Raw genomic sequence first — 19,915 nt, 5'->3', positions numbered from 1 at the left:
AAACACCCCGGCCATTTTACCTCAGTGAGGTAAAATGGCCTGGTTGTTTATAGTCCGCACAAAAAATTAAACAAACTTCTACAACCTCGCCTCCAACTTCGGCACCATTCTTTCCTTCCATTCCCGAAAATCTCCCGCTTGGATGTGCGCACGCGCCTCACCCACCAACCACAAGTAAAAGGACAAATTGTGCAGCGTGGCAATCTGCATCCCTAAAATTTCATTGCTATGGACCAAGTGCCGCAAGTAAGCCTTGGAATAAAAACGGCTACTGTGGCAAGGGCTATTGGCGTCGATGGGCGAAAAATCATCTTTCCACTTGGCATTGCGCATGTTCAGGATGCCGTCTGCTGTGTAAAGCAGGCCGTGGCGGGCGTTGCGGCTGGGCAAAACGCAGTCGAACATGTCGATGCCCAGAGCAATACTTTCCAGGATATTGCCCGGAGTACCAACGCCCATGAGGTAGCGCGGTTTGTCTGCTGGCAAAATCCCACAAACCAGCTCGGTCATGGCGTACATTTCTTCAGCGGGTTCGCCTACCGAAAGGCCACCGATGGCATTCGCTGGTCGGTTGAAAGAAGCAATGGCCTCGGCAGATTGGATGCGCAAATCGGTATAAGTACTGCCCTGCACAATCGGAAACAAGGTTTGTTCGTACCCATACAAACCCTCCGTACTGTCAAAACGGGCACAACAACGCGCCAGCCAGCGGTGCGTCATTTCCATCGACTTTTTGGCGTAGCCATATTCACAAGGATAAGGTGTACATTCATCAAAAGCCATGATGATGTCGGCACCGATGATGCGTTGAATGTCGATGGCGCGTTCAGGGGAGAAAAAATGCGGCGAGCCGTCGATGTGCGAGCGAAAGGTGACCCCATCTTCTTTGATCTTGCGGGTATTGCCCAAGGAGTATACCTGGTACCCGCCACTATCGGTGAGAATGGGGTGGTTCCAACCATTGAATTTGTGCAAGCCGCCTACTTGTTGCAAGATGTCGATCCCCGGCCTTAAATAGAGGTGATAAGTATTGCCTAGGATGATCTGTGCCTTGATCTCCTCTTCCAATTCGTGTTGGTGTACAGCTTTAACCGTACCTGCCGTACCCACGGGCATAAAGATGGGGGTTTGGATGGCCCCATGCGCCGTTTGAATGAGTCCGGCCCGTGCCGAAGATTGTGGGTCTTTGTATTGGATGTCGAATGAAAACATGATTATAAGCGATAACGATCCCTATCCATCTTCAATACAATGGCCATCATGCCTGAAAAAGCCAACAACGATGAACCACCTCTACTAATGAAAGGGAGGGGAATGCCGATCATGGGGGTTACCCCGATGGTCATTCCGATATTGATAAAAAAGTGGATGAACAATATCCCAACAAAGCAATAAGTATATATTCTCGCGAAATTGGAACGCTGTCGCTCGGCGATCACGGTCAAGCGCAGCATCAGAACCAGGAACAGTCCAATAATCCCAATTGCCCCGATGAAACCCTGCTCTTCACCCACCGTACAAAAAATAAAATCGGTAGGCTGCTCTGGTACATAACTGTAACGAGTCATGCTGCCCTGCAAAAATCCTTTGCCCAATAAACCACCCGAAGTAATGGCCGTTTTGGATTGCAAGAAGTTGTACATCGATTTGCAGTCGGCACAAGTTTCCGGTTTTAGCCACACCAGAATCCTGTCGGCCTGGTGAGGTTTGAGCACTGTAAAAACGGCATAGTTGGCCGAAAAACACATCCCCATTGCTAGTACAATGGCCAGTGCGGCGGTGCCTACTTCGCGTACCCCCTTTCGGCTGGCATAGATCAAGCCCCAGATCATATAGGCAGCGGTTAGTGCAGCCAAGCTGTACAACCCTTGTTTAAACCACCATGCGGTTACGGCAGCAATAAAAACACCCGAAACGATCCGTTGGGAGATGATTTGTTCTTTGTATAAGGTGGTCAGGTACCACAAGCCTAGGCTCAGGATAACAATGGAAACAATTATCGGATCAAACATCAAGCCCAAAAGCAGGATGGCTAAAATGGCCCCCCCCCCAATGTAGTAGTTGGGCGACAAACCTTCGCGGTACATCGCAATCAAGAAAGAACTAAACACAATAGCAGACCCCAGGTCCTTTTGCAATAGAATCAAGCCGAATGGAATCAACAATAGCCCAAAAGCAATGAATTGACTGCGGAAACTTTTCAAATTGGTACTAGGTGTACTCAAAAAGGAGGCCATAGCTAAAGCTGCACCGACTTTGGCAAACTCGGAAGGTTGGAGCGACATGCCTCCAATGATATACCAGGAACGGTTACCATTGATCTCCGTACCAAAAAATGGCACCCCAAGCAGCAAAATCATGGAGATGGTATAAAGCGGATAAGCCAGGAGCTGCCAGATTTTCCAGTCAAGGGTGAGGATAACGCCGAAAGCCACCGCTGAAATGGCCATCCAAATCAACTGCCTACCCACCGAAGAGCGCATGAATCCGTACTTCTCGTATTCGATGTAAGTGGAGGCATAAATCATCAACACCCCAAAGACAACCAGCGTCAAATAAACGGAGAAAGCAACCCAATCGATTGTTTTTGTCCCGGTGAATTTACCCAACATAGCTCAAGTTCTTCTAATATCCAATGAAATCAATAGGACTAATTTGACTGTCCTGCACCAAGTAGGATCCGGGATAGGGACCTTTCAATATTTGTTGCAAACTCATTGCCTGTAATTTGCTGTGATAAGCACCTACCCGCAACAAATAATAAGGCCGTTCGTGCAGCCAGGTTACGGGTACAAACGGATATTGAGCTTTGAAATTGTTCAGTGTTTCGTCCAGCTTGGGCCGGTCAGTAGTGGCTAAAATTTGCAGCCGCCACCCATTGATGTACGGTTTTTGCTTGTTGCCTTCTATGTACTGGCTCATCAGGCTGGTAATGGCTGGATCTTCTTTGATTTGGATATTTTGTAGCGCCTGCGCTACTGCAGCACCGAAGCTCACAATCAGGATGAACAAAACAAAAAAGCTGCGTTGCATGTTTTTTTTTGCAAAAATACAAAAAAACAGGCACAAATGTATCCTGTACTAACGGCTTGATGTAGTGATGGGTTAATTGGTCAAAATTGGTTCAAGCGCAGACCTAATAAGCTCCCTCGCCAGTTTCTCCTTTGACAATGGCTACACCTGAGGAGGTGCCAAGGCGGGTAGCCCCTGCCTCAATCATGGCTTTGGCGTCGGCAAAATTGCGAATGCCCCCGGATGCCTTTATGGCTATTTTGTGTTGAAGCAATTCACCCATGCGCCGTACTACTTCTATGGTAGCCCCACCTCCGTTGAATCCAGTAGAGGTTTTGGCGAAATCTGGTTTCAACTCTGCCATGACGGCACAAGCTTGCTCCAATTCTAGAGGGGTCAACATCGCTGTTTCCAGAATTATTTTGATTTTTTTACCCTTCATGCGACTAGCCGTAATCAGACTGTCCACATCACTACGTACGTGTGACCACAATTGATTTTTCACTGCACACAAATTGATGACCGCGTCTATTTCATCCGCCCCATCGTCAATGGCACGTTTGATTTCTTCTACCTTTGCAATGGTGCTGGAATAGCCCAAGGGGAAACCAACTACGGTAGCAACTTGAATTTTTTCGGGAGCATCTTCCAACCAGCGAGCTGCATCGTGGACATAATAGGGTGGAATACATACGGCCGCAAAACCGTATTCACGCGCCTCTGCGCAGAGTTGGCGAATGTTGTCCAGTGTCGAATCCGGCTTCAGTAGCGTATGGTCAATGTATGCAGCAACGTTCATTTCGGGATGTATAATTTGTCCAGTGAATTTGTTAAAGTAGGAGTAGGGGGCAATATTAATTTGGCGAAAGATAGATTAAATTAACTGATATAAACAGATATTTAACATTTAATTTGAGACCGCCCAAATCCTGTTGGATATGCAACAAGTCAATGAACAACCACTGTTAGAATGCGTGCCCAATTTCAGCGAAGGGCGCAATCCTGAGCTGATTGAAACAATCGCCGCTTCCATTCGTCAAGTGGAAGGGGTAAACCTTTTGCATGTTGATCCGGGTTTTGATGCCAATCGCACTGTGATGACTTTTGTCGGTACCCCCGAGGCAGTGGTTGAGGCAGCGTTTCAAGGGATTAAAACCGCAGCGCAAGTGATTGGCATGCGCCAACACCATGGTGCCCATCCTCGGATTGGGGCTACAGATGTGTGCCCGCTGATCCCTATCAATGGCTTGAAAATGGCAGAAGTGGTGAAGCTGGCCCGACAATTGGGACAAAGAGTAGGCGCAGAACTGAACATTCCCGTGTATTTGTACGAATACGCAGCCACGGCACCCCATCGGCGCAATTTGGCCCACATCCGCCAGGGCGAATACGAGGGCCTGGCCACTAAAATTGTACAGCCCGATTGGCAGCCCGACTACGGGCCGAGCGTAGGGCCTTTCCTAGCTGGAGCCACCGTATTGGGTGCGCGTAAATTTTTGATCGCCTACAACGTCAACCTGAATACCAAAGATCCAGAGATCGCCCAACGAATTGCCGAAAAAGTGAGGGAAAGTGGCTACGTTCAGCGCGACGAGCAAGGGCTAAAGCAGCGCTTTCCTGGCCGCTGCCCGGGGGTGAAAGCCATCGGCTGGTACATGCCTGCCTACGGCAAAGCCCAAGTATCGATGAACATCACCGACCTGGATCAAACCCCCTTACACCTTGCATTTGAAGCCTGCCGCGAGGAAGCCCAGCGACTGGGCCTTGAAGTCACTGGTTCTGAGCTGATTGGTTTGGCACCACTCCGGGTGTTTCTGGAAGCTGGGCAATATTTCATCCCTTACGAAACCGACCCGGATCGTTTGATTGAAGCGACTATCACTCATTTGGGCCTACGGGAACTCGGAGGATTTGAACGAGGTCAAAGAATCTTAGAAGATCAATTCAAAAAATAGAGGGAGTAAAATAAGATCCAATGTTACCAAGAAAAAAACTTACTACTCAATAAAGGATTTTTTTTGGTTTCCAGCTTTGTTCCCGGGCTGGCGGTAATTTTAAAAGAACTCATCTTGGTCTTGTCTGCATAGTGCAGCCATACAAAATACGTTCCGGCCTTTAAATCGGCAATAGGGAACTGCAGGCTTTGTTTGCCGAGTTCCAATGCCCATTGCTGCTCGTAACAAGGTTTTCCTGCCTTGTCCTGCACAATTAAGCTCACTGTCTGTGCTTTGTCATTTTTCACGTCTAGTACAGCTCGTCCTTCTTCTGTCTGAATGTAGATTTCTCCTACTTCCATCACGTGTTTTTTTATTTGTGACGAAAAAACTGGTAAAAGGTCATGCTTTTTGGGAAAAAGAAGAAATGATTAAAAACATAAATGTGTGACAAATATAAAAAATAATAGGATTATTGGCGTGTCAAACAGTAAAATTACAATACCCCGCCTAATAGAACACAAGCCACTAATATTTAGTTGCGACTGAAAAATTTTGCTTCAATACTTCCTCTAGCCATTGTTTGTTGGCCAGTGGTTGCAAGGCCAGCAGGTCATTTTCCAATTGTTTTTTAAACCTTCCGGTATCTCGAATATCCGCAGCAGCATAGCGCAACTGGCTCAAACGCTGTAGAATATGTAAAAAATTCAAGCTGGATTTTTTTTGATAATCCGACAATTGCCGATTGCGTTGTACAAAACGACGGGTGGCGTTGATGAGGGCCAAGAGCGCTTCATTTTCAGCCAGCAAGTAATAAGTTTTGAGTTGAATCAACTTGGCAGAAAGGTGATAAAAAGCATCCGTAAATTCTACATTGTGCAACATCCGCAGAGCCGAAGGGTAATCTTTTTTTTCGAAATATAAACTGACGAGGTTATAGGTGTAAACATTTTGGCGTAGATCAGGGGCCAGGTAGTGTTGATAATCTTCGATGAAACGCTCCGTCCATTCGTAATCCCGGGTGCGGATACCTGCAGTAATGATGTTGGTAAAAGTCCATTGGGTGAGGGTGCCATTTTTAAAAATGATCGCTTCGTCCAGGAGCAGTTTGTACAATAGCAGGATTTCCTGATAATACTGGGTTTCGCCGGAATTGATGCGCAACACCGCAAAATTGAGTACATAAGTATACAGCAAGCGCAATTCCTGCTGAGGGATCCGTTTCAGGTGGATCTGCAACAAACTTTTAAGTTGCAAATAAGCCCCATCGTCTTTATATGTAAACATATTGTAGGCAGCCAGGTAAAGCTGAAAAGCGGGAAACTCGGCCAATTCCTGCGGGCGTTCCTGATACCATTGAATGATGTCTTCGATAAATACACAGTGGTAATCTGCTTTTACCGCCGTGCTGCGGCTAGTCATATCACAAGCGATTTTTATTTTTTCGAGCTGATAAAAACGATCCAAGGCATCACTCCGCGCTTGCAAGTGTGGCGTATAGGCTCTTTTTTCCTGACTCATCAAGTGCTGATCCTGCAAATCCTGTAGTTGATAGGCCGCGTACCAATAATTGCTGTCTTGCCAAGTCTGGGCATCTTGCAGTTGAGTATAACGTTCCAACTGTAGGACACAGGGCTCCAACCATTCCTGATCGAGCAAAGTGCGAATTAGCAGTTGTTTTTGCAGCACCTTTTCCCGGGTGTAGCGACTTTGCGCCAAAAAATCGTAGAGCAGGTATAGCAAGTCGGAAATGAGGTTGTTGTATTTCAGCTCATTATAAGTTTCCTGCGGGAAACACAAGCTGTACATTTCCCGCTTGTCGACTGCTTTTTTGGTCTTTATACATTGCTCAATGGCCTCGATTAGTGCCTGCAGGTTTTTATTTTGGTTAAAAAAACCTGAGTGCACGTACAAAACAAATTGCTTTCGTTCTTTTGTGTTGAAATTTTGGTACAAATCGAGGAAGCGATTCTTTCTCATTTTCTATAATGATTTTAGTAAAAAACTGATTTTCATATTTTTAATTGCATAAAAATAATATACTGCCCTATAATTTCATTTTTTTGTCCTTTATCAACCAGCATGTTGCCCCTAACTTTGTCGCAACAAAAGAAAGATCTCATGCAACGTTTTTATGCATTTTTCACCTTCCTGGTTTTGTTCGTTGTACAATTGAGTGCCCAAAGCGCCGATTGTCTGAACATTTACCTGGCCCGAACCGATACCAGCAGCTATGATACGGTGCTGCTGGACGTCAGAGTACGCAACTACGGCAACGCCATTGGCATGCAATACACCACCCAATGGGACACCAGTGTGTTGCAGTTGCTGGATGTGCGCAACTTCGGCCTTCCCGAATTGCGAAAAAGCAACTTTAGCTTTGGCTCGCCAAACGTCAACAAGGGGCTATTGAGCCTTTCCTGGACTCAATTGGACAGCATTTATCTTCCCGATGGTGCCCGCTTGTATTCCCTACTCTTTGTCGTAAAAAACAAAAACGCAGCTACGACTACCGTTCGCTTTACCGATGCACCGGTGCCAAGTGAAGTGGTGTATAGGAACAATCGATCCCAATCGATTACAGGTTTGATTGGCTTAAGGCTCAATCTAAAGAGCCATTCTACCTCCAACCCCCTGCGCTTTACCCAAATTTGTTCGGCCATGAATACCTGCAATGATTCATTGGCTAGTGCAAGCGTAAGCGTGAGTGGAGGTGTGCCACCCTATCGGTATTTTTGGACGGGGCCGGGGCGAAACTTTCAAACGGCCAGCATCAGTGGTGCACCTCCGGGTGACTACCAATTGTGGGTCAGCGACCAGAATCAAGACACGATTCCCGCTTTGGTAGCCGTGTCTAAAAACAATTTTTCTTCAGAAGCAATTAATCTCGTTTTTAGCACCCTTTGTGATGACTCCACCAAACAAAGAGCAAAAATCATTGTGGCATATTTTAAATTGCCGGGTGCCTATAATTTTTCCTGGAGCAATGGGTTTCAAGAAAATGGGGTCTACTTTAGTACACTCAGCGTAGCCAAAGATAGCCTCTACAGTGTAACCGTAACCGACGCCAATGGATGCAGCGGCTCCCTATCTGGCTTGAGCGCCGCCGGATGTTACTTTCCACAAGACACCATTGTATCACCACCAGATACCATTGTCAATCCGGGTACAGGTAAACCTAGTTTGCTGGTTCAAAGCACCATTGCCAACACCGGTGAAGTTTTTTGCACTCCGGTTATTGCCGACAACTTCCAACAATTGAGCGGCCTCCAATTTGGGCTGCGTTGGGATTCTCAAGCCCTTACGTTCCAAAAAATCAATTACACCAAGCCCAACATCGTTGACATCAGCACCTTTGGGTTAGGCAACGTAGCCAATGGAGAACTGCGCTTTGTAAAATTCTTCAGCCCGAGTGCAGTCGCTTTTTCAGGAGAGACTTTATTTGAGGTCTGTTTCACGCCAATATTCAGCGGAGATTCTACCCAAATCACCTTTGGTCCCGGCACTTTACCTCCTTTAGCGGTGGATGCCCAACAAAACCTGATTCCCTTCCTGACTTATAGCGGTGCGGTTGTTACCGCGCCAAGCATCTGGCCCGGCGATGCCGATGGCAATGGGGTGGTAGATCAATTTGACCTGTTACCACTTGGACTGGCATACAATATCACTGGAACCGCTCGCGCCAATGCTCAAATCACCTGGGAGCGCCACAATACCCAAAAATGGGGTACATCCCTGATCAATAGCAACATCGACCTCGCCTTTGTGGATGCCGATGGCAATGGACGGATCGATGCAGCCGATACCACTGCACTGGCCCGCAACTGGCAACGCCAACACGGCGATGGTTTACCCAAATTGTACCAACCCGAAATTCGCGGTAGTGGTGCCTCCTTATTCATTGATGCCGATACCGTACTGAGCGGCCCTGGTCAGTGGTTCCCACTTGAATTGGGTACAGCGGATAAAGTGGCTGAAAACGTGTATGGTCTTGCTTTCAGTGTGAGTTACGACCCTAACCAGGTACAGGAAATGGAACTGAGTTTTAGTGCGGAAAGCTCCTGGTTGGGCACTTTGGGGCAAAACCTGATTGCCTTCCAGCGCAACAACCCTGCGGCAGGCCGCATTGACATCGCCCTGACCCGCACGGATGGCCGCAACGTAAGTGGATATGGCCGTATCGGAAAAGTGAAAATCACTATTGAAGATGTCATTTTGAACCTGCGGGATGAAGAAAATCCTAAAATTCAGTTGGGCATCGAAAATGTACGCCTGATCAATAATGCGGATCAAATCATCCCAGTGACGCCCTTGCCTAGTACGCCTACCGCTAAAAAGGGAGTTGCCACTTCGGCTTACGACCCTTATCTGGATGCTCGCATTCGGGTGTACCCACAACCCGCCAGTGATCAATTGTACCTTGATTATGGGGACTTACAATTGCGCAGTGTGCAGCTGTTACAAATAGAGGGCAAAGCGCTGAGTGGACTAATGACCCCTCAACGCAGCCTGAGCCTGGCCGGGATTCCTAATGGAGTTTATCTCCTGAAAGTGGTGGCTGAAAGTGGCGTGGTCATGAAAAAGGTGTTGGTTGCCCGTTGATGCACCACACATTATTGTACTCAACCTTTAGCAATAAGTATTATGAAAACAATATTGAGCTGTATCCTCTTTTTTTTGCTGCTGAGCCCTGTATTTGCTCAGGTCGATTCCAGCAGGGTCATTAGTGGAAGCCTGCAATGCTTCAACTCCTGGCCGATTTCAGGCCAAACTGTTGTGTTGACCGACACGCTGAACGGTGAAAAATTAGAACAAGCTGTGGATTCTTCAGGCTTTTTTACCTTCCGAAACGTCCCAACGGGCCGGACTTATCAACTGAGTCTGAAAAACAGTTTACCACCCATTGATACGTTTCGGGCAGTTTCGGTATTGGACGTGGTCAAAATGAGTCACCACATCCTCTGGATTCGCCCGCTGGAGGGCATTGCCCTGAATGCTGCCGATTTGAATGAATCTTTTGGCGTAAGCACTTTTGACATGGTATTGGTCGTACGTGCCTTACAAGGCAAAGGAGAGGCGAACTCCAACATTCGCCGTGCTTCTATCCTACAGGGCAATGGCAAAGTATATTCCCATAACATTATCCCCAATTTCACGACCAGCCTTTGGGGTCTACAGTTCGTTTATTACATCAAAGGTGATGTGGATGGATCGGGTTGTCCCTGATTGTATTAATCCCTGATTTTATGCTGGGGCTGTTCTTTGGACAGGAACAGCCCTATTTTTTACTGGCATTTTTTTGCCTCCCCAGCCGGATCTACTTCTCGCCCAAACCACACCACGGCATAGTTTCCATACAAACCTACACCGCAGGCATTCCAGCCGACTTTTTTCCAGATGTCGCGGTTGATCATCATGTTGTTGTGTGGTGTACTTTTTTTCCAGCCCGAAATAGCTGAATTGGCATTGGCACCATCGCTTTGCCAGTAGGAAATTTCAAAACCATCGCCCTTGTACGTACTCAATTCGCGGGGTTTGTCCCACATACAGGCGGCGCGGGCGTGATCATTGGTGTAGCAGCAATTGGTCCACTTGCCTTTGTCGGACCAACTGTGCAGGTTGCAATTGCCCTTGACGGGTTGGTTGTCCTGTAAGTCTTTGGCGTGGGCCTGAGCGACAATGGTCATGGACGCGGAAAGAGGGATTTTGGGTAGTTTGTACAGCTTGCGGTAAGCAATGAGTTGCTCGTAAATTTTGAATTCTTCGGCAGAGAGGCAAACTTCGGGGTTTGATTTTTCGGGTGCAGCAAACAACAACGTTAGGGCCACACCGAGGTAGAGCAAAAGGCTTGGCATAGAGATTTTTTTAGGCTTTGTAGTGGGGCAAAATGAATACTTATTTTTTTATCGCCCCTAAAACGAAAAAAAAGCACAATTAATTATCCACCTGTTCAAGCCCGTGTAGTGGTACATCCGCTGGGCGCGTACGTTTCCAGCGGCGGTGCGTCCACAGCCAGTACTCTGGCCGTTCCAGGATGATCTTTTCCAGAATCCGGGTATGTGCCGCAGTGATTTCACCCTCAGGCATGGCTTGTGAGTCGGTACAAACCAGTTCAGCATTTACCTGCAAATACCCGCGTTTTAGCCGGGTAACCTTGAGGAAAATAACCGGACAATTGTATTGCTTTGCATACCGCTCTGCGCCCCAAAATATTGGAGTTTCCTGGCTTAAAAACATCGTCCAGTAGGCATTGTGCGCATTGGATGGAGCCTGATCTGTTCCAAAAATAGTAGCGATGGTGCGCTGATGATTTTCAGCATAAAAATTTTTTACGTCCTTGGTGGGCAGCATTTCCATACCAAAGCGGCTGCGGGATTGTTGCAATTTATCATTTAAAAATTTATTCTTCAGTGGATGATAAATGGCCACCCCGGTATGGGGAATTTGATGACAAATGGCCATTGCGGCTAATTCCCAATTGCAATAATGTCCACCAGCAATGATCACATGTTGGCCTTTTTGAGCAAAACGATCAAACACATCTATGTCGTTCACAGTGCAGCGTTCCAACAATTCGGCTTTAGGCATGGAGAACAAACGAATGGTTTCAACCATCAAATCAAAAAAGAAACGGTAGAACTCGTCAGCCATGCCCTTGATTTCAAGGGCACTTTTATTGGGGAATGAATTGTGTAAATTGCCTAGCACTACTTTTTTGCGATAGCCCATGCCACGGTATAAAAAAAGATACAAAAAATCGGAAAGCCGATAAAGCACCGTCAAGGGCAGTTTGGACAAAGGGAGCAGGACCAAATAGTATAAAATGCGGCTCATCTGTTCGTTTTATTTCGTGGCAAAAGTAGCTTTAATTGCTTATTCCATCTCCAACCAGGCGATCGTAAGACATTTCTTGCCCCATTGATATCGGGGTAAATGCACCTTTAGACTGTAAGACCAGCACCGATCGAGGCGCAACATTATAAATACTCGTACTCAAAGGTTGGTCAGGTGGAGCGCTGCTGATGTCCTCCGGGCTAGGCAAGCCGGTATCGACCAAACGGAACCAACCTTTGCTTTGGGGGCTGGAGGGCGGTGGGAATTCAAAATCCAATGCTTCCCAAAAGGCATTCAGCACTACATAAATTTCCTCTTCATAGGCCGGATTGTGTAGTGAAAAGGCTAGACTACGCGAATCTTCCCCCCAATCGGGCTCCCCAGGCATGGTTCCATGCCAACGCACGGTGGTATGGTGACTATTTAGGAAATGGGACTCCTGAAAATAAGGCGAGGTCATGTTGATGCTGATCATCTCCCGCACAAAGCGCAACAGATCGGCTTCTTTTTCCACCTGAGTCCAGTCGAACCAACTGGTTGGATTGTCCTGGCAGTAAGCATTGTTGTTGCCATGTTGGCTGCGCCGCACTTCGTCGCCCATCAGGATCATGGGTGTTCCCTGGGCCAGAAGGAGAATGGCAAAACAGTTTTTGATTTGCTGCAAACGTAGGGCATTGATCTCCAGATTGTCACTGGGGCCTTCCTCTCCACAATTCCAGCTGCGGTTGTCGTTGTGGCCATCCCGGTTGCCTTCTCCATTGGCCAGGTTGTGTTTTTGATTGTAACTCACCATGTCATTGAGGGTAAAGCCATCGTGACAGGTGGCAAAATTGATGCTGCGGTTGGGGTTGCGTTCGTAAGTACGGAAAAGGTCGGGGCTGGCCGATAAGCATTGCACCATGGGCTCAGCATAGCCGCCATCTCCTTTGACAAACGAGCGAACCCGATCGCGGAATTTTCCATTCCATTCGGCCCAGCGGTCGCCCACAAAATTACCGACTTGATACAATTCCACATCCCAGGCTTCGGCAATGAGTTTGCTGGAGGCCAAAACAGGATCAGATTCTATTTCCCACAAAAGGGGGGGATTCGCCATGGGCCGTCCATCACTATCGCGGCTCAACACGGATGCCAAGTCAAAACGAAACCCATCTACTCGCATCACACCTGCCCAGTAGCGCAAGCAGTGCCGGATCATTCGCCGTACAACCGAGTGATTGCCATTGATGGTGTTGCCAGTGCCACTGAAGTTTTTGTACTGCTTTTTATCGTCCGACAACATGTAATACGTGCGGTTGCCCAAACCTTTCAAGGAAAATGTGGGGCCATTTTCATCCCCTTCGGCGGTATGGTTGAACACCACATCCAGAATGACTTCGATGCCCGCTTTGTGTAGCGCTTTGACCATGTCCCGAAATTCGTCCAGTGCGCCCAGTGGATTCTGACCAACCGCGTAGCCATTGTGAGGGGCAAAAAACGAAATCGGACTGTAACCCCAATAATTGAGGCGCCCAGGGGGAGCATCATCAAGGTCAAATTGTTGAATAGGCAATAGTTCAACGGCGGTGATGCCCAAGGATTGCAAATAAGGAATCTTTTCAATCAGCCCCCGGTAGGTACCCCGCATAGCTTCTGGCAAACCGGAGGAAGGATCTTTGGTAAACCCACCTACATGCAACTCGTAGATGATTGTCCGCTCAAAAGTGTGATTGGGTGGCGCATCATCTTCCCAATCGTAGCGGTATGGATCAACAGCAATTCCTTTGAGCGCAGTTGCACAGTTGTCGCCAGCATGACGGGCCTTTTCCCTGTCCCAGGTATCGTTGACTACCGCCAATGCGTAAGGGTCGAGCAATACTTTTTGACCATCAAAACGCATCCCTGTTTCGGGGTTGTACGGCCCATACACGCGGTAAGCGTACACTTGCCCGTGCTCGATACCTTGGATGAAGCAGTGCCAGTAATAGAAAGTTTTGTTGTACTTAGGCGAAAGGCTAATCACCTGCTTGGGTCGATGGTGATCCTGTGCATCAAACAGCAGTAGTTCAACAGCTGTGGCATTTCGAGCGTACAAGCTAAAATTAACACCTTCGGGATGTACCGTAGCACCCAAAGGATAACTTTTGCCGGGTAGGACTTGCATGTGTGGTCTTGTTTGCGGGGTAAAAGTACAGCCTTTGCCTGGATCTTAGGGGCGATAAAAAAATAAATGTTCATTTTGCCATAGGATTAGATAAGTAAACGGTTCAATTTAAGTGCCTTGTCTAATCCTATGGCTTAAAAAAAATGAACATTTATTTTTGCCCCACTACTTAGCTGCCTTTGTTTAGGTATTTTCATCTTGTGTGACCGAAGTCACGGTCTGGACTTTTCCAATAAGGTAATTTTAGTGTACAAAAGCACTTCATTCACGCACACAACATATTGGCTTTATGGAAAAGCATCATCAAATTGTCATCATCGGCGCCGGAACGGCAGGAATTACGGTGGCTGCGCAACTTTTGCGGAAAGACCGCAAACTGGACATCGCACTGATCGACCCAGCACAAAAACACTACTACCAGGCTGCCTGGACCTTGGTTGGGGCAGGTACCTACAACTATAAAGCAACCGAACGCGACATGGCTTCGGTAATTCCTGCTGGCACCACCTGGATTCAACAGGGGGTACAGGAAGTTGATCCTGACACCAACAAGGTAACTTTGCAAGACGGCAGTACCATTACTTACGATTACTTGGTGGCATGCCCCGGCATTCAAATGAATTTGAACGCAATTGAAGGCCTGGCTGAAACCATCAACAAAAATAATGTTTGTAGCAACTACATTGACTCCAATTACACCTGGGAAGTATTGCAAAACTTTCAAGGAGGCACCGCAATATTCACCCTGCCCGCTACACCCATCAAATGTGGCGGCGCGCCACAAAAAATCATGTACCTGGCTGATGACTACTTCCGTCGCACCAAGAAGCGGGACAAGATTGACATCGCCTACATTGCCCCAGGTAGTGTGATTTTTGGGACCGAGCCCTTCAAAAGCACCATCATGGAAGTGGTGAAACGAAAGGACATTCAACTGCGCTTTTTCCACGCCCTGACCAAAGTCGACGGCCCTAACCACAAGGCTTACTTCAAAATCACCGCCCATCAGGATGAACCCGATGTTTTGTACTACCAACACCGACCATTACGGGAAAAAGTCATCGCCGAAGCAGAAATAGAGATAGAGTTTGATATGTTGCACCTGGCACCGCCCCAATCTGCACCTGACTTTATCCAGCGCTCCAAAATCGCGGCGCAGGAAGGACCACAAAAGGGATGGGTCAACGTGAACCAATACACTTTGCAGCACAATGTGTATTCAAATGTATTTTCCTTGGGCGATGCGGCGGGCCTACCTACCGCCAAAACCGGTGCTGCGGTTCGCAAACAGGCACCAGTTCTGGTTGAAAACCTACTGCATATCATCCGCCACGACGGAGCAGCAATGCAGCCCGATTACCACGGATATTCTTCTTGTCCGATTGTGACCGGGTATGGAAAAATGGTATTGGCGGAGTTTGACTACGACAACAAACGGGCGAGTGATCCACTCATCTCCAGATTGTTCGATACCTCCAAAGAGCTGTTCGCCATGTGGATTCTGAAAAAATACGGATTGCCCTTCATGTACTGGAATTTGATGTTGAAGGGTAAAGTGTAAGTATGGAACCAGAAAGAAATATTTTGGGTGAAGAACTTGCCGGAATGGGGTGTGGGGAATAGATGATTTGAGACATGTGGACTTTTGTTTTTAGGTGACTTCTGCTCAGACTATTTCTTTCTGCACGGGCAGCAATTCTATCTCATCGATCAAATCCAGTTGCAATACCGTATGCCCATCTTCTTCGTGGTACATGGGTTTAAATTTCCCATTGCACACCAGGTCAGCGTAAATATAAGAGGTTTTACTGTGGACACTTTGCGAAAAAGTTTCATCAAAGCCGCTGATGAGAATGACAAATTCGGGCTGCATTTTTTCCAGTGCCGCCCCCATTTTACCATACAAAGGGCTGTTTTCGTCAATTGGATGTACGATGGTCCAGTTGAGGGGAAACAAATTCACTTTGTCGCGATCCAGGGGAAGGGCCAGAAATTTGCGGGTAAAGTGTCCATTGTGTTCCTCCAACCAAGCCATGGTCACCTTGGCTTCCAGGTTGATGATGCTGTTGTTGCGCAGATTGGCAATGCGAAACATGAAGGCGTATCCTTCTCGGAAGGGGCTAATCACTGCTTTTTTGCTGAACAACATTCGACCCTTGGGGCGAGAAAAACGCGCGTACAATAAACCCGTGGCGATGGCAAAAGTCATTAGCCCCAACAGTGCTTCCAAAGAAGCCAAAGCCCCAGCCCAAACACCATGCGGACTGATGTGTCCGTAGCCTACAGTAGTAAGCGTTTGAGCGCTGAAAAAATACAAGTCGGCAAACTTGAGCATCTCATGGTTGTTCGTCAGCCCATTAAATTGCTCGGGACCAAGTAGATAAAAGAATGCCGCAAAAATGAAATTGGCCGAAATGTAGAAGAGCAGCACTAGAAGCATGAACTTCCCCCAGGACATTTCCACCAGACTTTGGTAGGGATTCCAGGTCCAACGCCCCTTACGCACTACATTGAAGCTGCCATCCTGATTCAGGAGGCGGTCGCCAGGGGTGGTGAGTTTGTTGCCAAAGCCAAGGTCGTTTTCTTCGGGGCGGTTGTTCCTTCGCCCACTAAAACCAGACATGCGCATAAGTAAGTGAAAAGTGAAAAGTGAAAAGTGAAAAACGAAACAGAATGCTCAAGTGTAAACCATTGTTTTTCACTTTTAGTTTTTCACTTTTCACTTTTCACTTTATACAATCGCCCAACCGCTGCGATACTCCCGCCCAACGAATTGGTTGGCATCTTCAAAGTTGGAGATTTTCATGGAAGTACCATCCCACAGCAGTTTCTGACGACCGTAGAACTCCATGCGGTTGTTGGCAACCTGTTTGCGCAGGTTGTAGCTGCGAATGGCGAGGTTGCCCATCAGTACCGTTTCGGTGAGTGGCCCAGAGTAATCGAAGGAGGAGGTCAAAGCCAGGTGCTCTTTGCTCGCAAAACCCGCTTTACACGCTTCCGTCCAGGAGCGTTGGTGGCCGTATTCAGGTATATTAGGTGTACCTGGCGCTGGTGGCGTAGCGGGAGGCATTTCCAGTTTGGTGCCATTTTTGAGGTATACTTTGGGCACTAAGCCGTAAGTTCCACAAGTCATGACGCCCTTGGTACCTACCATAATTACTCCATTGGAGCTGTCGTTGTCGCCAATTGGGTCATTGGCTGGGATCAAATCTGGGTGGAAAGCGCGAATCCCACCATCGGTCCAAATCATCGTCACGGGTGAATTATTCCGCTTGGTCGCAGGGAACTTGATTTGAACATTGGAAGAAGGCGGACAACCTTCGGGAATGTACTCAGGCGACCAGTCTTTGAGGAAAACCTGGCCTACACTACATTCTACCTCAGTTGGATAACCCAGACCCAAAACGCGGAAGGCTGGATCAATTAGGTGACAACCCATATCGCCCAATGCACCCGTACCAAAGTTCCACCAACCCCGCCACTTGAAGGGGTGATACAGTGGATGGTAGTCCACATAATTGGCTGGGCCGATGAATAGGTCCCAGTTCTCTTTGCTCATGCTTTCGGGCAGGGCAGGCTTTTCGGTAGGCACCGGGATACCTTGTGGCCATACCGGGCGGTTGGTCCAGATGTACACGGTGTGTACTTTGCCCACCAAACCTTTGTCCAACCATGCCATCATTTGTTTTTGGGTAGGGTTGGAGGCACCCTGGTTGCCCATTTGGGATACCACTTTGTATTTGCGGGCAGCTTCGGTCAACATCCGGGCTTCCCTGATGTTGTGGGTCAGCGGTTTTTGAACGTATACGTGTTTGCCCAGCTGCATCGCCGCCATCGCCGCTGCTGCGTGGGTATGGTCGGGCGTGGAAATGGTCACCGCGTCGATGTCGTTTTTCATTTCCGACAACATCACACGGAAATCGGCGTATTTTTTGGCCGTTGGAAACTTGTCTGTAGTGGCTTTTGCGCGGGCAAAATCCACGTCGCACAGGGCGACTACGTTGTTGGCGCCGTTGTTCCAGGCATTGGCGATGTCGGAAGCACCCTTGCCACCGGCACCAATTGCTGCAATATTGAGTTTATCACTTGGTGGAATGAAGCCACGCCCCAGCACATGCCGGGGTACAATGGTCAGGCCACCAATCGCCAAGGCAGCATTTTTGACAAACTTACGCCGCGAAGCACCTGACGTAGTTATTTGTTTGTTCTTGCTCATGATTAGGTAATGATTAATCGATAGTCAAAATCAATGGTCCAAAAGAATTGGCTGAATTTATGGAATTAAAACAGAAAGGCCAAAGCAAAGCGCCTGTTTAAATTGTCGCTTTGTTAGCTTACCTTTGTAATCAGGCATTAGGCACATTGTGAGCCCAATGTCCCGAATATCATATGTATGAAAATAGAATTACGTAACCTCCAGTATGAAGATTACTTCATGCAAAAAGATGCCATGATTGAAGCGTATGCTGGCATTGGAGGAGATTATTGGCATGAAAAAGACATTCAAACCCTTTTGCGCATTTTCCCCGAAGGACAGTTGTGCGTTTTGGTCGACGGGCAAGTGGTAGCCTCCGCATTGTCCATCATCGTCAATTACCGCAAGTACGGCGATAACCATAGCTTTGAGGAAATCACTGGGGCTTATACTTTTTCTACGCACGACCCCAACGGGGACGTATTGTATGGTATTGAAATGTTTGTGCATCCCGAGTACCGGGGTTTGCGCTTGGGGCGCCGTTTGTACGATGCGCGTAAGGAGTTGTGTGAAAACCTCAATCTACGCGCCATTATTGCCGGAGGGCGGATTCCAAGTTTCAAAAATTTTTCCGATAGCCTCACGCCTAGGGAGTACATTGAAAAAGTCAAACTGAAGGACATTTACGACCCAACCTTGACTTTTCAGATGTCGAATGGTTTTCACGTAAAAAAAATCCTCAAGAACTATTTGCCCGGCGATACCGAATCCAAGGAGTTTGCGACCCTCCTGGAGTGGAACAACATCTACTACGTAGAAAATCAACAAGTGCAACTCATCAACGTACCCAAGCAGGTGATACGCCTCGGTTTGGTGCAATGGCAAATGCGCTTGTTCGACAATTTTGAAGCCCTGGTGGAGCAGGTAGAGTTTTTTGTAGACGCCATCAGCGACTACAAGTCGGACTTTATACTTTTTCCGGCTATGTTCAACGCCCCTTTGATGGCGGATTACAACCACCTGGGCGAAGCTAAAGCCGTACGGGAATTGGCCAAACATACCGAGCCCATGCTCAACAAGTTTGTGGAAATGGCCATGGCTTACAATACGAACATCATCACGGGCAGTATGCCGATTGTAGAAAATGGCTCTTTGCTCAATGTCAGCTACGTGTGTCGGCGGGATGGTACCTGGGACAGTAGTTACAAAATCCACCCGGTACCCTCCGAAGAATCAGCTTGGGGAATGGTCGGTGCCAGCAAAATCAAAACGTTTGATACCGATGCGGGGCGGATTGGTATTTTGATCGACTACGATGTGTGTTTTCCGGAATTGGCGCGCTGGTTTACCAAGTATGGTGGTGTACAAATCATCTTTGTGCCCTTCCTCACTGAAACCCAAAACAGTTACAACCGCATTCGCATCTGCGCTCAATCACGTGCCATTGAGAACGAATGTTATGTGGCCATTGCGGGCTGTGTGGGCAATTTGCCGAAGGTCAACAACATGGATATCCAGTTTGCCCAATCGGCTATTTTCACGCCCTCTGATTTTTCTTTCCCCAGCAATGGCATTCGGGCCGAGGCTACCCCCAATACTGAAATGACGGTGATTGCGGATGTCGATTTGGAGTTGTTGAAGGAGTTACACGAATATGGGAGCGTACAAGTATTTAAAAATCAACGCAAAGACTTGTACGAGGTGCGGTTCAAAAATAAACCGTGACGGCGGCCCAAATATTTTTTTACACCCATCAAACTAAAAAATGGTTCGGTGCGTTTCCTTATGGTTCTAAAA

General features: G+C 47.7%; 16 protein-coding genes. 5 read left to right on the top strand and 11 right to left on the bottom strand.

Translation table 11 applies throughout. The features are described 5' to 3' along the window. Positions 1 to 78: 78 nt before the first annotated feature. The 4 genes from tgt to deoC all read right to left on the bottom strand — a co-directional run bounded on the left by tgt (position 79) and on the right by deoC (position 3,811). Positions 79 to 1,212 (bottom strand): tRNA guanosine(34) transglycosylase Tgt, encoded by a 1,134-nt coding sequence (gene tgt / locus ACEW9O_RS17015; protein WP_373551386.1) that lies wholly within the window; start codon positions 1,210 to 1,212, stop codon positions 79 to 81. A 2-nt stretch (positions 1,213 to 1,214) separates the two neighbouring features. Next, entirely contained in the window at positions 1,215 to 2,612 is a 1,398-nt protein-coding gene (rodA, locus tag ACEW9O_RS17010) for a rod shape-determining protein RodA (protein ID WP_373551385.1), read from the bottom strand. Positions 2,613 to 2,625: 13 nt separating this feature from the next. Next, on the bottom strand, positions 2,626 to 3,033 hold the full coding sequence (locus ACEW9O_RS17005; RefSeq protein ID WP_373551384.1) for an SPOR domain-containing protein: 408 nt from the start codon (positions 3,031 to 3,033) through the stop codon (positions 2,626 to 2,628). Between the two features lie 103 nt (positions 3,034 to 3,136). Next, entirely contained in the window at positions 3,137 to 3,811 is a 675-nt protein-coding gene (deoC, locus tag ACEW9O_RS17000) for a deoxyribose-phosphate aldolase (protein WP_373551383.1), read from the bottom strand. Between the two features lie 139 nt (positions 3,812 to 3,950). On the opposite strand from deoC, the gene ftcD reads away from it, so the two are divergent. Continuing rightward, positions 3,951 to 4,967 carry a glutamate formimidoyltransferase gene (gene ftcD, locus ACEW9O_RS16995; RefSeq protein WP_373551382.1) on the top strand — a complete coding sequence of 339 codons (1,017 nt, stop codon included), beginning with the start codon at positions 3,951 to 3,953 and terminating at the stop codon, positions 4,965 to 4,967. Between the two features lie 23 nt (positions 4,968 to 4,990). Here ftcD and ACEW9O_RS16990 read toward each other — a convergent pair whose 3' ends face one another. Beyond that, positions 4,991 to 5,308 carry a hypothetical protein gene (locus ACEW9O_RS16990; RefSeq protein WP_373551381.1) on the bottom strand — a complete coding sequence of 106 codons (318 nt, stop codon included), beginning with the start codon at positions 5,306 to 5,308 and terminating at the stop codon, positions 4,991 to 4,993. Positions 5,309 to 5,474: 166 nt separating this feature from the next. Next, a complete protein-coding gene (locus tag ACEW9O_RS16985; protein ID WP_373551380.1) occupies positions 5,475 to 6,926 on the bottom strand; it encodes a hypothetical protein in 1,452 nt (483 codons plus the stop codon). A gap of 141 nt (positions 6,927 to 7,067) precedes the next feature. Between ACEW9O_RS16985 and ACEW9O_RS16980 the strand changes: the two genes are divergently transcribed. Together ACEW9O_RS16980 and ACEW9O_RS16975 are read left to right on the top strand one after the other, a co-directional pair. Then, a complete protein-coding gene (locus ACEW9O_RS16980; RefSeq protein WP_373551379.1) occupies positions 7,068 to 9,548 on the top strand; it encodes a T9SS type A sorting domain-containing protein in 2,481 nt (826 codons plus the stop codon). A 42-nt stretch (positions 9,549 to 9,590) separates the two neighbouring features. Further along, positions 9,591 to 10,172 carry a hypothetical protein gene (locus ACEW9O_RS16975; RefSeq protein ID WP_373551378.1) on the top strand — a complete coding sequence of 194 codons (582 nt, stop codon included), beginning with the start codon at positions 9,591 to 9,593 and terminating at the stop codon, positions 10,170 to 10,172. Between the two features lie 59 nt (positions 10,173 to 10,231). On the opposite strand, the gene ACEW9O_RS16970 is transcribed toward ACEW9O_RS16975, so the two are convergent. From ACEW9O_RS16970 to glgX, 3 genes are all read right to left on the bottom strand, one after another. After that, positions 10,232 to 10,801, bottom strand: coding sequence for a CAP domain-containing protein (locus tag ACEW9O_RS16970; RefSeq protein WP_373551377.1), 570 nt, complete (start codon positions 10,799 to 10,801; stop codon positions 10,232 to 10,234). Between the two features lie 79 nt (positions 10,802 to 10,880). Further along, the gene (locus ACEW9O_RS16965) at positions 10,881 to 11,780 is read right to left on the bottom strand and encodes a lysophospholipid acyltransferase family protein (protein WP_373551376.1); all 900 of its coding nucleotides are present in this window, start codon (positions 11,778 to 11,780) and stop codon (positions 10,881 to 10,883) included. Between the two features lie 31 nt (positions 11,781 to 11,811). After that, complete coding sequence (gene glgX / locus ACEW9O_RS16960; RefSeq protein ID WP_373551375.1) at positions 11,812 to 13,923, bottom strand: glycogen debranching protein GlgX; 2,112 nt, start codon at positions 13,921 to 13,923, stop codon at positions 11,812 to 11,814. A gap of 289 nt (positions 13,924 to 14,212) precedes the next feature. On the opposite strand from glgX, the gene ACEW9O_RS16955 reads away from it, so the two are divergent. Continuing rightward, positions 14,213 to 15,484, top strand: a complete 1,272-nt coding sequence (locus ACEW9O_RS16955; RefSeq protein WP_373551374.1) for an FAD-dependent oxidoreductase — start codon at positions 14,213 to 14,215, stop codon at positions 15,482 to 15,484. Between the two features lie 105 nt (positions 15,485 to 15,589). Here the strand turns inward: ACEW9O_RS16955 and ACEW9O_RS16950 are convergent, their stop codons facing one another. Both ACEW9O_RS16950 and ACEW9O_RS16945 read right to left on the bottom strand, forming a co-directional pair. Beyond that, positions 15,590 to 16,546 carry an ion channel gene (locus ACEW9O_RS16950; protein WP_373551373.1) on the bottom strand — a complete coding sequence of 319 codons (957 nt, stop codon included), beginning with the start codon at positions 16,544 to 16,546 and terminating at the stop codon, positions 15,590 to 15,592. 108 nt (positions 16,547 to 16,654) lie between these two features. Further along, positions 16,655 to 18,139: a Gfo/Idh/MocA family protein gene (locus ACEW9O_RS16945; RefSeq protein WP_373551372.1), complete on the bottom strand. Its 1,485-nt coding sequence runs from the start codon at positions 18,137 to 18,139 to the stop codon at positions 16,655 to 16,657. A 177-nt stretch (positions 18,140 to 18,316) separates the two neighbouring features. Between ACEW9O_RS16945 and ACEW9O_RS16940 the strand changes: the two genes are divergently transcribed. Then, a complete protein-coding gene (locus ACEW9O_RS16940) occupies positions 18,317 to 19,843 on the top strand; it encodes a GNAT family N-acetyltransferase (RefSeq protein ID WP_373551371.1) in 1,527 nt (508 codons plus the stop codon). Positions 19,844 to 19,915 lie beyond the last annotated feature (72 nt).

This window comes from Haliscomenobacter sp. (genome assembly GCF_041740695.1).
GTDB lineage: Bacteria > Bacteroidota > Bacteroidia > Chitinophagales > Saprospiraceae > Haliscomenobacter.
Note: the sequence above shows the minus strand (reverse complement) of the source record. Positions and strands in the feature narration are given on the sequence as shown.

What these genes read in the sequence shown, in the direction of transcription:
- tgt (WP_373551386.1), bottom strand. Translation starts at nt 1,212, where the DNA reads ATGTTTTCATTCGACATCCAATACAAAGACCCACAATCTTCGGCACGG.
- rodA (WP_373551385.1), bottom strand. Translation starts at nt 2,612, where the DNA reads ATGTTGGGTAAATTCACCGGGACAAAAACAATCGATTGGGTTGCTTTC.
- ACEW9O_RS17005 (WP_373551384.1), bottom strand. Translation starts at nt 3,033, where the DNA reads ATGCAACGCAGCTTTTTTGTTTTGTTCATCCTGATTGTGAGCTTCGGT.
- deoC (WP_373551383.1), bottom strand. Translation starts at nt 3,811, where the DNA reads ATGAACGTTGCTGCATACATTGACCATACGCTACTGAAGCCGGATTCG.
- ftcD (WP_373551382.1), top strand. Translation starts at nt 3,951, where the DNA reads ATGCAACAAGTCAATGAACAACCACTGTTAGAATGCGTGCCCAATTTC.
- ACEW9O_RS16990 (WP_373551381.1), bottom strand. Translation starts at nt 5,308, where the DNA reads ATGGAAGTAGGAGAAATCTACATTCAGACAGAAGAAGGACGAGCTGTA.
- ACEW9O_RS16985 (WP_373551380.1), bottom strand. Translation starts at nt 6,926, where the DNA reads ATGAGAAAGAATCGCTTCCTCGATTTGTACCAAAATTTCAACACAAAA.
- ACEW9O_RS16980 (WP_373551379.1), top strand. Translation starts at nt 7,068, where the DNA reads ATGCAACGTTTTTATGCATTTTTCACCTTCCTGGTTTTGTTCGTTGTA.
- ACEW9O_RS16975 (WP_373551378.1), top strand. Translation starts at nt 9,591, where the DNA reads ATGAAAACAATATTGAGCTGTATCCTCTTTTTTTTGCTGCTGAGCCCT.
- ACEW9O_RS16970 (WP_373551377.1), bottom strand. Translation starts at nt 10,801, where the DNA reads ATGCCAAGCCTTTTGCTCTACCTCGGTGTGGCCCTAACGTTGTTGTTT.
- ACEW9O_RS16965 (WP_373551376.1), bottom strand. Translation starts at nt 11,780, where the DNA reads ATGAGCCGCATTTTATACTATTTGGTCCTGCTCCCTTTGTCCAAACTG.
- glgX (WP_373551375.1), bottom strand. Translation starts at nt 13,923, where the DNA reads ATGCAAGTCCTACCCGGCAAAAGTTATCCTTTGGGTGCTACGGTACAT.
- ACEW9O_RS16955 (WP_373551374.1), top strand. Translation starts at nt 14,213, where the DNA reads ATGGAAAAGCATCATCAAATTGTCATCATCGGCGCCGGAACGGCAGGA.
- ACEW9O_RS16950 (WP_373551373.1), bottom strand. Translation starts at nt 16,546, where the DNA reads ATGTCTGGTTTTAGTGGGCGAAGGAACAACCGCCCCGAAGAAAACGAC.
- ACEW9O_RS16945 (WP_373551372.1), bottom strand. Translation starts at nt 18,139, where the DNA reads ATGAGCAAGAACAAACAAATAACTACGTCAGGTGCTTCGCGGCGTAAG.
- ACEW9O_RS16940 (WP_373551371.1), top strand. Translation starts at nt 18,317, where the DNA reads ATGAAAATAGAATTACGTAACCTCCAGTATGAAGATTACTTCATGCAA.